Here is a 13,681-nt window from a genome sequence, read left to right as displayed (position 1 = left end):
CGATGCCTTGCGGGCGCGCGAAGTAGTCGCTTGGAAAGAGAACGTCGGCGTGTGTGCAGGCGATCGTCGAACACTGCGTTGTGGAGCGGGCAGCCGACGTAGGCGGTAGAATGCAAAGGTGAGCAAACGCAAACGTCCCGACTTGGGTACTCCCGATCTCCTGCATGCTGATCGCAGCGCGATGGGGCCGCTGGCGGAGCGGATGCGGCCGCACACTTTGGACGAGATGGTGGGGCAGAAGCGTTTGCTGGCTCCTGCTAGCGCATTGCGGCGGGCAGTCGAATCCGGCCGCGTGCATTCGATGATCCTGTGGGGCCCCCCGGGCTGCGGCAAGACCACGCTTGCCTTGCTGCTGGCGCATTACGCCGATGCCGAATTCAAGGCCATTTCTGCAGTGTTGTCCGGGCTGCCCGAGGTGCGTCAGGTATTGGCCGAGGCCGCGCAACGGTTTGCCAGCGGCCGACGCACAGTGTTGTTCGTCGATGAGGTGCATCGCTTCAACAAGGCGCAGCAGGATGCATTTTTGCCGCACATCGAGCGCGGCACCATCCTGTTCGTCGGCGCGACTACGGAAAATCCGTCTTTCGAATTGAACTCCGCATTGCTGTCGCGTTGCCGCGTGCACGTGCTCGAATCGGTGTCGCCGCAGGACATTGTCGAAGCGCTGCAACGCGCATTGCACGATTCCGAGCGCGGGCTGGGACAGGAGACGATCCAGGTCAGCGACGCGTCGTTGTTGGAAATCGCCAGCGCGGCCGATGGCGATGTGCGGCGTGCGTTGACCCTGCTGGAAATCGCCGCCGAGCTGGCAGGCGGCGAGGGCGGGGAGATCACGCCGCAGACGCTGCTGCAGGTGCTGGCCGACCGCACCCGCCGTTTCGACAAGAACGGCGAACAGTTCTACGACCAGATCTCGGCACTGCATAAATCGGTGCGCAGCTCCAATCCGGATGCGGCGCTGTACTGGCTCACCCGCATGCTCGACGGCGGTTGCGACCCGTCTTACCTGGCGCGGCGCCTGACCCGCATGGCGATCGAGGATATCGGTTTGGCCGACCCGCGCGCGCAGAGCATGGCGCTTGAAGCCTGGGATATTTACGAGCGCCTAGGCAGCCCGGAAGGCGAGCTGGCGTTTGCACAGTTGGTGCTGTACCTGGCCAGCACCGCCAAATCCAACGCAGGCTACGCGGCCTTCAATCAAGCCAGGGCCGAGGTGCGCGCCACCGGCACCCAAGAGGTGCCGCTGCACCTACGTAATGCGCCGACCAAGCTGATGAAGACGCTCGGTTACGGTCAGGACTATCAATACGACCACGATGCCGAGGGCGGCATCGCGCTCGACCAGACCGGCTTTCCGGACGCGATGGGCGAGCAGGTGTATTACAGGCCGGTGCCACGTGGACTGGAAATCAAGCTCAAGGAAAAGCTCGACCGGCTGCGCGAGGCGCGTGCGCAGGCACGGGCTGACAAGGCAGGAAAGCCCACGGCATAATCGGCGATACGGGAGATGGCATTCCTCCTTGAACCGCACGCAGTCTGCGCGCTGATGATGCCTGTCCACCCCCGCCGGGGCGGCAGGCCTGTGCCCCGGCATCGCTTCTCGACTCAGGATTGATGATGCCGAACACGCATACGTTTTTTTCGAAGACCCCACTGGGCGGTTGTGGAGTACGTCCATGAACGCACCGGTGTGGTGGCAGCAATTAGTGTTGGCGATGACCGGCGGCGCATTGGGCTCCGGGCTGCGTTTTACGATCGGTGCAGCGCTGCTGCAGCGCTTTGGCGCCGGCTTCCCGTGGGGAACGTTGACGGTGAATCTGCTTGGCTCGTTCGTCGCCGGCGTGCTGCTGGTCTGGCTGGACGCACGCGGTCCGTCGAGCTGGCCACTGCGGGCGCTGCTGATCGTCGGCGTGATGGGCGGGCTGACCACCTTTTCCTCGCTGATGATGGAGTGTCTGGTGTTTGCGCGCACCGATCGCTCCACGATGATCGGCGTGTATCTGGCAGTGACGCTGGTGGCCGGGCTGGCGCTGATGTTTGCCGGTGCGCGTGCAGGCCAGTGGCTGGTGGCACGCTAGACCGCCACGTTGGCTGCAAGATTTTTATAGCGATTGAATAGTGCGGGCGTCGGTTTCTGCCCGCTGCGCTGCGCATTGCGCGCGGCGATCCTGTCCGGATGTGCGTCCTGGATCGTGCGGTAGTTCCCGCGATCGCGCCAAGAGCGTCCGCTCAACGTTCGCACGGGTGCGTATAAGCGGTGCGTTCACCGGGTGCATCGACTGGCGAATACGAATTCGCATGCGATCCAGATCCGGCCGACGGCGGTTTTCAGCCGCCCAGAAAGAAGGCGTGCTCGCGCACGCCTTCGGTCGGCTCTTCATCGCGTTCGCGAGATCGGCGCGGTGGCCGATCCCGGACGAAAACGACTTACAGCGCTTCGATGATGCCCGCCGCACCCATGCCGGTGCCGATGCACATGGTGACCATGCCGTACTTTTGCTGACGACGACGCAGGCCGTGCACCAGCGTGGCCGCTCGGATCGCGCCGGTCGCACCGAGCGGATGACCGAGTGCGATCGCGCCACCTAGCGGATTGACCTTGGACGGGTCCAGCCCGCTGTCGCGGATCACCGCCAACGCCTGTGCGGCGAAGGCTTCGTTGAGTTCGATCCAGTCGATCTGGTCCTTGGTCAGGCCGGCCTGCTTGAGTGCCTTGGGAATTGCCGCGATCGGGCCGATGCCCATCACTTCCGGGCGCACGCCTGCCACCGAGAAGCTGACAAACCGCGCAAGCGGAGTCAGCCCGTAATCCTTGATCGCCTGCTCGGAGGCCAGCAGCACCGCGCCGGCGCCGTCGCTCATCTGCGAGGAGTTGCCCGCGGTGACGCTGCCGCCGAACTGCCCGTTACGGAACACCGGACGCAGCTTGGCCAGGCCTTCCAGCGAACTGTCCGGACGCGGGCCTTCATCGGTGTCGACCAGACGCTTACGCAGCGCGATGACGTTGCCGGTCAGGTCGGGCTGGTGCGAGAGGATTTCGTAAGGGGTGATTTCATCGCGGAACTCGCCTGCGGCAATGGCCGCAATCGCCTTCTGATGCGAGGCCAGCGCGAACGCGTCCTGATCTTCGCGCGAGACCTTCCATTCTTCGGCGACCTTTTCGGCGGTGATGCCCATGCCATAGGCAATGGCCACGTGGTCGTCGGCGAAGACGTTCGGCGACATCGCCACCTTGTTGCCCATCATCGGCACCATCGACATCGACTCGGTACCGCCGGCCAGCATCAGGTCGGCATTGCCCAGGCGGATCTGGTCGGCCGCCATCGCCACGGCCTGGATGCCGGACGAACAGAAGCGATTGATGGTCTGGCCAGCCACGGTATCGGGCAGGCCGGCCAGGAGCACGCCGATGCGCGCCACGTTCATGCCTTGCTCGCCCTCGGGCATCGCGCAGCCGATGATGGCGTCGTCGATCCGCGACAGATCGATACCCGGCGCCTGCGCTACCACCGCACGCAGCACGTGCGCCAGCATGTCGTCGGGACGGGTGTTGCGGAACACGCCCTTCGGCGCCTTGCCGACCGGCGTACGGGTGGCGGCAACGATGTAGGCTTCTTGAATCTGCTTGCTCATTGAATAAGGTCTCGAATGGCGGGAAGTTAGCGGTTCGGGACCGGGGACCGGGGACCGGGGACCCGGAAAAGTCAAAAGCGCGCGCTGGCTGCTCCTGCTTTCCCGAGTCCCTGGTCCCGGGTCCCCGGTCCCGGCTTCAATCAGTTCCTCAACGGCTTGCCCGTCTTGAGCATGTGGCCGATGCGCGCCTGGGTTTTTTCCTGCTGGGCCAGTTCGACGAAGTGCTTGCGCTCCAGCCTGAGCAGCCATTCTTCGTCCACCAGCGCGCCGCGATCGACTTCGCCGCCGCACATCACCGTGGCGATACGGGTGGCGATTTCATAGTCGTATTCGCTGATGAAGCGGCCTTCCAGCATGTTGACCAACAGCATCTTGAAGGTGGCGATACCGACGTCGCCGGCGACCTGGATGCGACGTGCCGGCAGCGGGGCGCGGTAGCCGCCCTCCGCCAGTGCACGCGCTTCGGCCTTGGCGATGTGCAGCGCCTCGAAGCTGTTGAACACGATCTTGTCGGTGGCGCGCAACAGGCCCAGTTCCTGGGCGTTGACCGCCGAATTGGAAACCTTGGCCATCGCGATGGTTTCGAAGGTCTTCTTCAGTTCGGCGAACACGTCGCCGCCCGGACCTGCAGCGATCGAGGCACGCACCGCGATCTCCTTCAACCCGCCGCCGGCCGGCAGCAGGCCGACGCCGGCTTCGACCAGGCCGATATAGCTTTCCAGCGACGCGACGGTCTTGGCGCTGTGCATCTGGAACTCGCAACCGCCGCCCAGTGCCAGGCCGCGCACGGCCGAAATCACCGGTACCTGCGCATACTTGATGCGCTGGCTGGTGGCCTGGAAGTTGGCGACCAGCGCTTCGAACGCGTCCACCTTGCCGGCCTGCAACAGGCCCAGCGCGCCAGCCAGATCGGCACCGGCGGAGAAGGGCTCCTTCTGCTGCCAGATCACCAGACCGGCGAAGTCCTTCTCGGCGCGGCCGACGACTTCCTGCAAGCCGTTGAGCACGTGGTCGGACACGGTGTTCATCTTGGTCTTGAAGCTGACCACCGCGATGTCGTCGCCGTCATGCCACATGCGCACGCCGTCGTTTTCGAATACGGTCTCGCCCGGCGAGAACTGCTCGCCCAGCAGCGGATCGGGGAAACGCTGGCGCTTGTAGACCGGCAGTGCCGAACGCGGCAGCTTGGCGTCGTGTGCCGGGCTGTACGAGCCTTCAGCACCATGCACGCCGTCGCGGCCATCGAACACCCAATTCGGCAACGGCGCGCTGCTCATGCTCGTGCCGTTGGAGATGTCTTCGGCAATCCACTGCGCCACCTGCTTCCAGCCGGCGGCCTGCCAGGTTTCGAACGGCCCCAGCGACCAGCCGTAGCCCCAGCGGATCGCCAGATCCACATCGCGCGCGGTCTCGGCGATGTCGGCCAGGTGATAAGCGCTGTAGTGGAACAGGTCGCGGAACGTGGCCCACAGGAATTGCGCCTGCGGGTGCTGGCTTTCGCGCAACTTGGCGAACTTCTCGGCCGGGTTCTTGATCTTGAGAATCTCGACTACGTCCGGTGCGGCAGTGCGATCAGCGGTTCTGTAATCCTGTTTCTGCAGGTCCAGCACCACGATGTCCTTGCCGACCTTGCGGAAGATGCCGGCGCCGACCTTCTGGCCGAGCGCGCCCTTGCCGATCAGCGCGTCCAGCCACTTCGGCGACTTGAAATACTGGTGCCACGGGTCGTCCGGCAGCGTGTCGCCCATGGTCTTGATCACGTGCGCCATGGTGTCCAGGCCGACCACATCGGAGGTGCGGTAGGTTGCCGACTTCGGGCGGCCGACCAGCGGGCCGGTCAGGCCGTCCACTTCATCGAAGCCCAGGCCGAATTCCTGGGTGTGATGGATGGTAGCCAGGATCGAGAACACGCCGATGCGGTTGCCGATGAAGTTGGGGGTGTCCTTGGCGTACACCACACCCTTGCCGAGCGTGGTGACCAGGAACGCTTCCAGGCCTTCCAGCACGGCCTTGTCGGTGCCCTTGGCCGGAATCAGCTCCGCCAGGTGCATATAGCGCGGCGGGTTGAAGAAATGCACGCCGCAGAAACGGTGGCGCAATTGCTCCGGCAGCACGTCGGAGAGCTTGTTGATGCCCAGGCCCGACGTATTGGAGGCAAGTACGGCGTGATCGGCCACGAACGGGGCGATCTTCTTGTACAGGTCCTGCTTCCAGTCCATCCGCTCGGCGATCGCTTCGATGATCAGGTCGCAATCGCGCAACTGTTCCAGGCCGCTCTCGTAGTTGGCCGGCGTGATCGCCTCGGCCAGCGCCTTGCTGGCGAGCGGGGCAGGGCTGAGCTTGCCGAGATTGGCGATGGCCTTGAGCACGACACCGTCGGCCGGACCTTCCTTGGCAGGCAGGTCGAACAGGACGGTGTCGACGCCGGCATTGGTGAGGTGCGCGGCGATCTGCGCGCCCATGACGCCGGCACCGAGCACGGCGGCGCGACGAACTAGCAACGGATTGGACATAGCAATTAGCCTCTTGTGGAGCGTTTACGGTGTGGAATGAGCGCGGAAACCAGGTTCCGCGAAACGAATGAGTTCGCGCGCGGCACGCGCACGGTGGTCGGCCTCGCTGACGCCGGCCGGGCGCTTGATTAGCCCGAAGTCGGCCATGGCGTAGGTGAGCGCACCGGCCAGGAAGTCCAACCGCCAATAGAGCTCCTCCTTGCTCAGGCCCGGTACGCAGCCGGCGATGGCCTTGCCGAATTCGCGCAGGACATGGCCGTAGTGGTCGGACAGGAATTTGCGCAGGTTGTCGTTCTTTTCCGCGTAGGCGCGTGCGATCACCCGCACGAAGGCGCCGCCGTTCTGGCGGTCCTGCGCCATCGCCAGCGCCGGCTCGACGAAAGCGGCCAGCACCGCGGTGAGTTCGCCGGGCTGCGATTTCTTCGCCGCCTCCAGCTGTTGCAGGCGCGCAGCGGTCATTTCGTCCATGCGACGGCGGAACACCTCGTTGACCAGGTTTTCCTTGGAGCCGAAGTGGTAGTTGACTGCGGCGATGTTGACGTCGGCCTGGGTGGTCAGCTGCCGCAGCGAGGTGCCGGCAAACCCGTGCTGGGCGAACAGCTCCTCGGCGGCACCGAGGATGCGGTCCTTGGTGGAGAAGTGGGCGGGCTTGGGCATGCGCTGGGGTCGGACTCAATCAAACGATTGTTTGAGTCTACGGGTTTGGTTGCGAGCCGGTCATGCGGCAATGCAGCACGATTCAGGGGGTGGTGTGCAAACACGGTGGCGAAGAGATAGAATTGGCTATCGCAAAGAAGCCTAAGCCCGCGTTTTGACGCGGGTTTTTTTCATGATAACCTCGGGTCTTCAGTGGCCCGCCCAACGGAGAATTCCCAATGGCGCTGGAGCGCACCCTGTCCATCATCAAGCCCGACGCCGTCGCCAAGAACGTCATCGGTGAAATCTACAGCCGCTTCGAGAAGGCTGGCCTGAAGGTCGTGGCCGCCAAGTACAAGCAGCTGTCGCGCCGCGAAGCCGAAGGCTTCTACGCCGTGCACCGTGAGCGTCCGTTCTTCAACGCGCTGGTCGAGTTCATGATCTCCGGCCCGGTGATGATCCAGGCGCTGGAAGGCGAAAACGCCGTTGCCGCACACCGCGACCTGCTGGGCGCGACCAATCCCAAGGACGCTGCGCCGGGTACCATCCGCGCCGACTTCGCCGATTCGATCGATGCCAATGCCGCCCACGGCTCGGACTCGGTCGAGAACGCTGCCAACGAAGTCGCGTATTTCTTTGCCGCCACCGAAGTGGTCTCGCGCTGAGGCCGAGAGAGTCGAATCGTGAATGAGGTCGTGATCCCCTCCGTGTTACAGGACGTTTCTGTCCGTACCACGGAACTGCGCAAGCAGAACCTGCTCGACCTCGATCGCGAGGGACTGGAGCGCTTCTTCGCCGACACGCTCGGCGAAGCGCGTTACCGTGCCCATCAGGTGATGAAGTGGATTCACCATCGCTACGTCACCGATTTCGACCAGATGACCGACCTCGGCAAGGCATTGCGTGCGAAGTTGCACCAGCATGCCGAGGTACTGGTTCCAAATGTCGTCTTCGACAAGCCGTCCACCGATGGGACTCATAAATGGCTATTGGCCATGGGCACCGACGGCAAGAACGCCATCGAAACGGTCTACATCCCCGACAAGGGCCGCGGCACGCTGTGCGTGTCCTCCCAGGTCGGCTGCGGGTTGAACTGCACGTTTTGTTCGACCGCCACCCAGGGCTTCAATCGCAACCTCACCACCGCCGAGATCGTCGGGCAGGTCTGGGTGGCGGCGCGCCATCTGGGTAACGTTCCGCACCAGCAGCGCCGCCTCACCAACGTGGTGATGATGGGGATGGGCGAGCCGTTGATGAATTTCGACAACGTCGTGCGCGCGATGAGCGTGATGCGCGACGATCTGGGCTACGGCCTGGCCAGCAAGCGGGTGACGCTGTCGACCTCCGGCCTGGTGCCGATGATCGACCGGCTATCCACCGAAAGCGATGTCTCGCTGGCGGTCTCGTTGCACGCCGCCAACGACACGCTGCGCGAGAGCCTGGTGCCGTTGAACAAGAAGTACCCGATCGCCGAGTTGATGGAGTCCTGCGCGCGCTATCTGCGTGGCAACAAGAAGCGCGACTCGGTGACCTTCGAATACACCTTGATGAAGGGCATCAACGACCAGCCGGAGCACGCGCGCCAGTTGGCCAGGCTGATGCGGCAGTTCGACAATGCGGTGCAGTCCAAGGACGCCGGCAAGGTCAACCTGATTCCGTTCAACCCGTTCCCCGGTACGCGCTACGAGCGCTCGGGGGAAACGGAGATCCGCGCATTCCAGAAGATTCTGCTCGACGCGCAGGTGCTGACGATGGTTCGCCGTACGCGTGGCGACGACATCGATGCGGCGTGCGGGCAGCTCAAGGGGCAGGTCATGGACCGCACCCGTCGCCAGGCGGAATTCCGCCGCACATTGGAAGGGCAGGCCGATCGAGATGCGGCAGCGTGAACTTGCGTTAATGGCGGCCGTGGCGATCGCGTTGTGCGCGGTCGGCTGCGGTGGTCGCAATGCCAAGGGCGGTTCGGCCAAGCGCGTGGAAGAAGTCGCTCCGGTCTATTCGTTCCGCGACAACAAGGCCACCAAGGATCGCCTGGCGGTGCAGGAAAAGCTTGGCTTGGCCAGTAACCGCATGCAGACCGGCGACTATGCCGGCGCCGAAGAGCAGATCCGCGCCGCGCTGAAGAAAGATCCGCAATCGGTGGACGCCATCGGTATGTTGGCTCTGATCCAGGGTGGTCGCGGCGATGTCGCAGGCTCGGGCGCGTCCTATCGCCGTGCCGCCGAGCTGGCGCCGCAGCGCGGAGATGTGTTGAACAATTATGGCGCGTGGGTATGCGCCAATGGGTCGCCCGCCGAATCGCTGATCTGGTTCGATCGCGCACTGGCAGACCGCACCTACGCATCGCCAGCGTCTGCACTTGGCAATGCAGGTGGTTGCGCACTCAAGGCGGGGCAGCCCGAGCGAGCGGCGAGCGATTTACGCAAAGCGCTCGAGATGGATCCGAGTAATCCCTATGCCTTGGAGTCGATGGCGCGGCTGGAAGCCGGGCGTCGCAATTATTTCGAAGCACGCGCTTTTATCGAACGACGGCTTGCGGCTGCACCGGCAACGGCTTCCGTGTTACAACTCGCCATTCAGATTGAGCAAGGGCTAGGCGACAAGGTAGCTGCCAGCCGTTACCAACAGCGGTTGGTCAAGGAATTTCCTGACGCAGCGACCGCTAACCCCGGGGCTAATGCATTGTGATCAGTGATTCCAATCCGAACCCTTTCGAGCAGGAAAAGGGCTGCGGGCCGCAGTTACGCGACGCACGCGAAGCGGCAGGCCTGAGCATCGACGATGTCGCCGGCAAGCTGCGTATGCCGGTGCACGTGGTGCGATCGCTGGAGCAGGAAGACTGGCAGCGCCTGGGCGCTCCGGTTTTTGTGCGCGGTCAGTTGCGCAGTTATGCGCGGCTGCTGCATATCGATCTGGAGCCGTCGCTGCAGCAGGCCAGCATCGCGCCGATCGAACCGGTGAAGCTGGTCAGCCACAACCACACCCCGCGTGCACGCCGCATTCTCGAAAGCACTGCACGTAAGGCGATGTATGTCGTGATCACCGGCGTGTTTGCAGTGCCTGTCTGGTATGCGACACGTTCGCATCTGGACGGCAAGGGGCCGAGCACGGTGTCGCTGGACAGCATGCCGGTCGCGGCGAAGACCGGCGCGCCGACCAACCCTGCAGCGCAGCCGGCCGTAGCGCCGCGCGAGCAGCCGGCACCGTACATTGCGTCGATGACGCCGGTGCCGCGTGCAACGCCGGAAGCCGAGGCAGCACCGGCAGTGGCGGGCGCCGGCAAAAGCCTTTCGCTGAGTTTCAGTGGCGACAGCTGGGTGCAGATCCTGGCACCGGATGGCAGTGCGGTGGAAAAAGCGCTGATCCGCGCCGGCGAGCGCCGCAACTATTCGCCAGGGCAGGTGGGCCGCATCGTACTGGGCAATGCGTCGGCGGTAGAGGTTCAGCAAGGCGGCAGTATCGTCGATGTGAAACCGTTCCAGCGCGCTAACGTGGCACGTTTTGCGGTATCCTCCGACGGCTCCGTGGTACCTGCTTCCGAGTGAAGCGGACTGCGGTTTTTCATTTTTCCCTTTTGATGTTCCGCGCCTCCGGGACGACGGAGCGAGAGTACGCATGGCGATCGACGATCTGCTGGACGAACACGAACAAGGCGAACGCGTTCGTTCCTGGTTGAGAAAGAATGGCGCGGGACTGGTGGGGGGCGTCCTGCTCGGACTGGCCCTGATTCTGGGCTGGCAGTGGTGGCAGAAGCACACCAACACCGAATTGGTTGAAGCCAACGCGCGTTACGAAGCGGTGGTGAAGTCGATCCAGGGCAAGGACCTGGACAAGGCGGCCAAGGACATCGTGGCGCTCGACGACGGCAAGGGCGGTATCTACGCCGAGTTGGCCGCACTACGTCTTGCCAAGGCACAGGTCGATGCCGGCAAGAATGCCGAAGCGATCAAGACGCTACGCGACGTGCCTGCACAAGGCGAGCTCAAGCACATCGTGCAGCAGCGTCTGGCGCGCGTGCTGACCGAAAGCGGCAAGCCCGACGAGGCGATCAAGCTTCTGGCCGATGCGCAGGATCACACCAGCCTGGAGATCCGCGCCGATGCGCTGGTCGTGCAGGGCAAGACCGACGAAGCGCGTGCGTTGTACGCCAAGGCATTGACCACGGTGGATGTGGCCTCGCCGCAGCGCCGGTTGCTGGAAACCAAGCTGATGGATGTGGGCGGCAAAGCGCCCGATCCGGTGGAGCAGATTTGATGAAGCAGGACACCATGTACAAGCGCATTGCGTTGATCGCCCTGATGGGCATGTCGTTAGCTGGTTGCAGCACCGTCAAGGGCTGGTTTGCCGGTAAGGATGCTGCTGCCAAGAAGGCGCAGGAACCTGCCGAGCTGGTCAAGTTCGAGCCGTCGGTCAAGGTCGACAAGATCTGGTCCACCGGCATCGGCAAGGGTGAAGGCCATATCGGCGTGCGTCAGCGCCCGGCCGTGGCCGATGGCAAGGTGTATGCCGCAGCGATCACCGGCGGCGTGCAGGCGCTGGACCTGCAGACCGGCAAGCGCGTGTGGGAGTACAAGCCCAAGAAAGAAGAACGTAACGATCGCAAGTTCAAGCAGCGCCTGTCCGGTGGCCCAGGTGTTGGCGAAGGCCTGGTGGTGATCGGGACGCTGTCTGGCGACGTGATTGCGTTGAACCAGGCCGACGGTACCGAGAAGTGGCGCGCCAAGGTGCCCAACGAGGTGATCGCCGCGCCTGCCATTGCACAGAGTCTGGTACTGGTGCGCAGCAACGACGGTCGCGTCAGCGCCTTCGATGCGGCGACCGGCGAGCGTCGCTGGTTTCATGCCGAAGAAGGCCCGACCCTGTCGGTCCGTGGCAATGCGCCGATCGTGACCGGCCCGGGCGTGGTGTTCGTCGGCAACGATAGCGGCACCTTGAGTGCGCTGGCGCTGCAGGATGGTCGCCCGTTGTGGGAGCAGGCCATTGGCGTGCCGGAAGGCCGCACCGAGCTGGAGCGCATGTCCGACGTGGACGGCGCACCGGTGGTAGACGGCACTACGCTCTACGCCACCAGCTTCAAGAACGAAACCCTCGCCCTGGAGGGCCCGAGCGGCCGTCCGCTATGGACGCGCGATCACGGCGGCGCCGGTGGCGTCGGTGTGTCGTCGGCGGTGGTGGTGGTCTCGGACAACGCCGGTTCGGTGTGGGGCCTGGACAAGAGTACTGGCGCGGCGATGTGGTCGCAGGCTGCCTTGGCGCGTCGCTCGCTGACCGGCGTGGCCATCCAGGGCGATTACGCGGTGGTTGGCGATTACAAAGGGTATCTGCACTGGCTGAAACTCAGCGATGGTGCACTGGCCGCGCGCGCTCGCGCTGGACGCGACACGCTGCTGGCGCAGCCGATAGTCGTCGATGGCATTCTGCTGGTACAAAACACCGACGGCGATCTCACCGCCTTCCGGTTGGCACAATAAGGACCTTGCGATGCTGCCCCTGGTCGCCCTGGTTGGACGGCCCAATGTCGGCAAGTCCACCATTTTCAATGCGCTGACGCGCACCCGTGACGCGCTGGTCCACGACCAGCCCGGCGTCACCCGCGACCGCAACTACGGCGTCTGCCGTCTCGACGAGGAGCGCCCCTTCATCGTTGTCGATACCGGTGGTATCGCCGGCGACGAGGAAGGTCTGGCCGGTGCGACTGCGCGTCAGGCACGCGCTGCCGCAGGCGAAGCGGATCTGGTGCTGTTCGTGGTCGATGGCCGCGAAGGCGCCTCATCGCTGGACGATGAAATCCTGGCCTGGTTGCGCAAGCTTGCGCGGCCGACCGTGTTGGTCATCAACAAGATCGACGGCACCGACGAAGAGACCGTGCGCTCGGAATTTGCGCGCTACGGCTTCTCCGATGTGGTCGCGCTGTCTGCTGCGCACCGCCAGGGCATCGACGAGTTGCTCGAGGAAGTCGGTGCGCGTCTGCCTGCGGAAGGTGCCGGCGAGTTGCTGGATACCGATCCGGCACGCGTGCGTATCGCCTTTGTCGGTCGCCCGAACGTGGGCAAGTCGACGCTGGTCAATCGCCTGCTCGGCGAAGAGCGCATGATCGCCTCGGAAGTGCCGGGCACTACGCGCGATTCGATCGCGGTAGATATGGATCGCGACGGTCGCCAATACCGCTTGATCGACACGGCAGGCTTGCGTCGCAGGGGCAAGGTCGAAGAGGCGGTGGAGAAATTCAGCGCGTTCAAGACGCTGCAGGCGATCGAACAATGCCAGGTCGCAGTGCTGATGCTCGATGCCGGCGAAGGCGTCACCGATCAGGACGCGACCATTCTTGGTGCAATCCTGGACGCTGGCCGTGCGCTGGTCGTGGCGATCAACAAGTGGGATGGGCAGAGCGACTATCAGCGTGCGCAGGCCGAAGACCTGTTGTCGCGCAAGCTGGGCTTTGTCAGCTGGGCCGAGGCGGTGCGGATTTCCGCGCTGCATGGCTCGGGCATGCGCGAGCTGTTCCAGGCGATCCACCGTGCGCATGCATCGGCCACGCATGAGTTCAGCACCAGCGAAGTGAATCAGGCGCTGGAAATCGCCTACGAAACCAATCCGCCACCGAGCATTCGTGGTCACGTGTCCAAGTTGCGCTATGTGCATCCGGGTGGCGCAAATCCGCCGACCTTCATCGTGCACGGCACGCGCTTGAAGGTGCTGCCGGAATCCTACAAGCGCTATCTGGAAAACTTCTTCCGCAAGCGCTTCAAACTGGTGGGGACGCCGGTGCGTTTCATCTTCCGCGAAGGCGCCAATCCGTACGAGGGCAAGAAGAACACGCTTTCGGACCGTCAGGTTGCGCGCAAGCGGCGTTTGATGCGGCACGTCAAGGGCAAGTAAGTCTTTGCCGTATGCCATGG

Annotated in this window: 12 protein-coding genes and 1 riboswitch; of the genes, 9 read left to right on the top strand and 3 right to left on the bottom strand. The window is 63.9% G+C overall.

Going from position 1 to position 13,681, the window contains the following annotated elements:
• Positions 1-118: 118 nt before the first annotated feature.
• A complete protein-coding gene (locus tag XdyCFBP7245_RS18435; protein ID WP_104616937.1) occupies positions 119-1,492 on the top strand; it encodes a replication-associated recombination protein A in 1,374 nt (457 codons plus the stop codon).
• Between the two features lie 2 nt (positions 1,493-1,494).
• Positions 1,495-1,563: riboswitch (Fluoride riboswitch) on the top strand.
• Between the two features lie 113 nt (positions 1,564-1,676).
• Positions 1,677-2,078, top strand: a complete 402-nt coding sequence (gene crcB / locus XdyCFBP7245_RS18430; protein WP_104616936.1) for a fluoride efflux transporter CrcB — start codon at positions 1,677-1,679, stop codon at positions 2,076-2,078.
• Positions 2,079-2,427: 349 nt separating this feature from the next.
• Here the strand turns inward: crcB and XdyCFBP7245_RS18425 are convergent, their stop codons facing one another.
• The 3 genes from XdyCFBP7245_RS18425 to XdyCFBP7245_RS18415 form a co-directional block, all read right to left on the bottom strand.
• On the bottom strand, positions 2,428-3,633 hold the full coding sequence (locus tag XdyCFBP7245_RS18425; RefSeq protein WP_104616935.1) for an acetyl-CoA C-acyltransferase: 1,206 nt from the start codon (positions 3,631-3,633) through the stop codon (positions 2,428-2,430).
• A gap of 140 nt (positions 3,634-3,773) precedes the next feature.
• Positions 3,774-6,146, bottom strand: coding sequence for a 3-hydroxyacyl-CoA dehydrogenase/enoyl-CoA hydratase family protein (locus XdyCFBP7245_RS18420; RefSeq protein ID WP_104616934.1), 2,373 nt, complete (start codon positions 6,144-6,146; stop codon positions 3,774-3,776).
• A 24-nt stretch (positions 6,147-6,170) separates the two neighbouring features.
• On the bottom strand, positions 6,171-6,803 hold the full coding sequence (locus tag XdyCFBP7245_RS18415; protein ID WP_007963815.1) for a TetR/AcrR family transcriptional regulator: 633 nt from the start codon (positions 6,801-6,803) through the stop codon (positions 6,171-6,173).
• A gap of 218 nt (positions 6,804-7,021) precedes the next feature.
• On the opposite strand from XdyCFBP7245_RS18415, the gene ndk reads away from it, so the two are divergent.
• From ndk to der, 7 genes are all read left to right on the top strand, one after another.
• Positions 7,022-7,447, top strand: coding sequence for a nucleoside-diphosphate kinase (gene ndk / locus XdyCFBP7245_RS18410; RefSeq protein WP_002812972.1), 426 nt, complete (start codon positions 7,022-7,024; stop codon positions 7,445-7,447).
• Between the two features lie 18 nt (positions 7,448-7,465).
• The gene (gene rlmN, locus XdyCFBP7245_RS18405; RefSeq protein ID WP_104616933.1) at positions 7,466-8,671 is read left to right on the top strand and encodes a dual-specificity RNA methyltransferase RlmN; all 1,206 of its coding nucleotides are present in this window, start codon (positions 7,466-7,468) and stop codon (positions 8,669-8,671) included.
• Between the two features lie 10 nt (positions 8,672-8,681).
• Entirely contained in the window at positions 8,682-9,470 is a 789-nt protein-coding gene (gene pilW, locus XdyCFBP7245_RS18400) for a type IV pilus biogenesis/stability protein PilW (protein WP_104616932.1), read from the top strand.
• Positions 9,467-10,327 carry a RodZ domain-containing protein gene (locus XdyCFBP7245_RS18395; protein ID WP_104616931.1) on the top strand — a complete coding sequence of 287 codons (861 nt, stop codon included), beginning with the start codon at positions 9,467-9,469 and terminating at the stop codon, positions 10,325-10,327. Before pilW ends, XdyCFBP7245_RS18395 begins: the two co-directional genes overlap by 4 nt.
• A 70-nt stretch (positions 10,328-10,397) precedes the next feature.
• Positions 10,398-11,036 (top strand): YfgM family protein, encoded by a 639-nt coding sequence (locus XdyCFBP7245_RS18390; protein ID WP_104616930.1) that lies wholly within the window; start codon positions 10,398-10,400, stop codon positions 11,034-11,036.
• The gene (gene bamB / locus XdyCFBP7245_RS18385) at positions 11,036-12,253 is read left to right on the top strand and encodes an outer membrane protein assembly factor BamB (RefSeq protein WP_170068707.1); all 1,218 of its coding nucleotides are present in this window, start codon (positions 11,036-11,038) and stop codon (positions 12,251-12,253) included. The genes XdyCFBP7245_RS18390 and bamB overlap by 1 nt, the downstream gene beginning before the upstream one ends.
• Before the next feature lie 10 nt (positions 12,254-12,263).
• Positions 12,264-13,661, top strand: coding sequence for a ribosome biogenesis GTPase Der (der, locus tag XdyCFBP7245_RS18380; protein ID WP_055854351.1), 1,398 nt, complete (start codon positions 12,264-12,266; stop codon positions 13,659-13,661).
• Positions 13,662-13,681 lie beyond the last annotated feature (20 nt).

The organism is Xanthomonas dyei (assembly GCF_002939865.1).
Taxonomy (GTDB): domain Bacteria; phylum Pseudomonadota; class Gammaproteobacteria; order Xanthomonadales; family Xanthomonadaceae; genus Xanthomonas; species Xanthomonas dyei.
The sequence above is the reverse complement of the archived record's forward strand: the minus strand, read 5'-3'. Positions and strand labels throughout refer to the sequence as shown.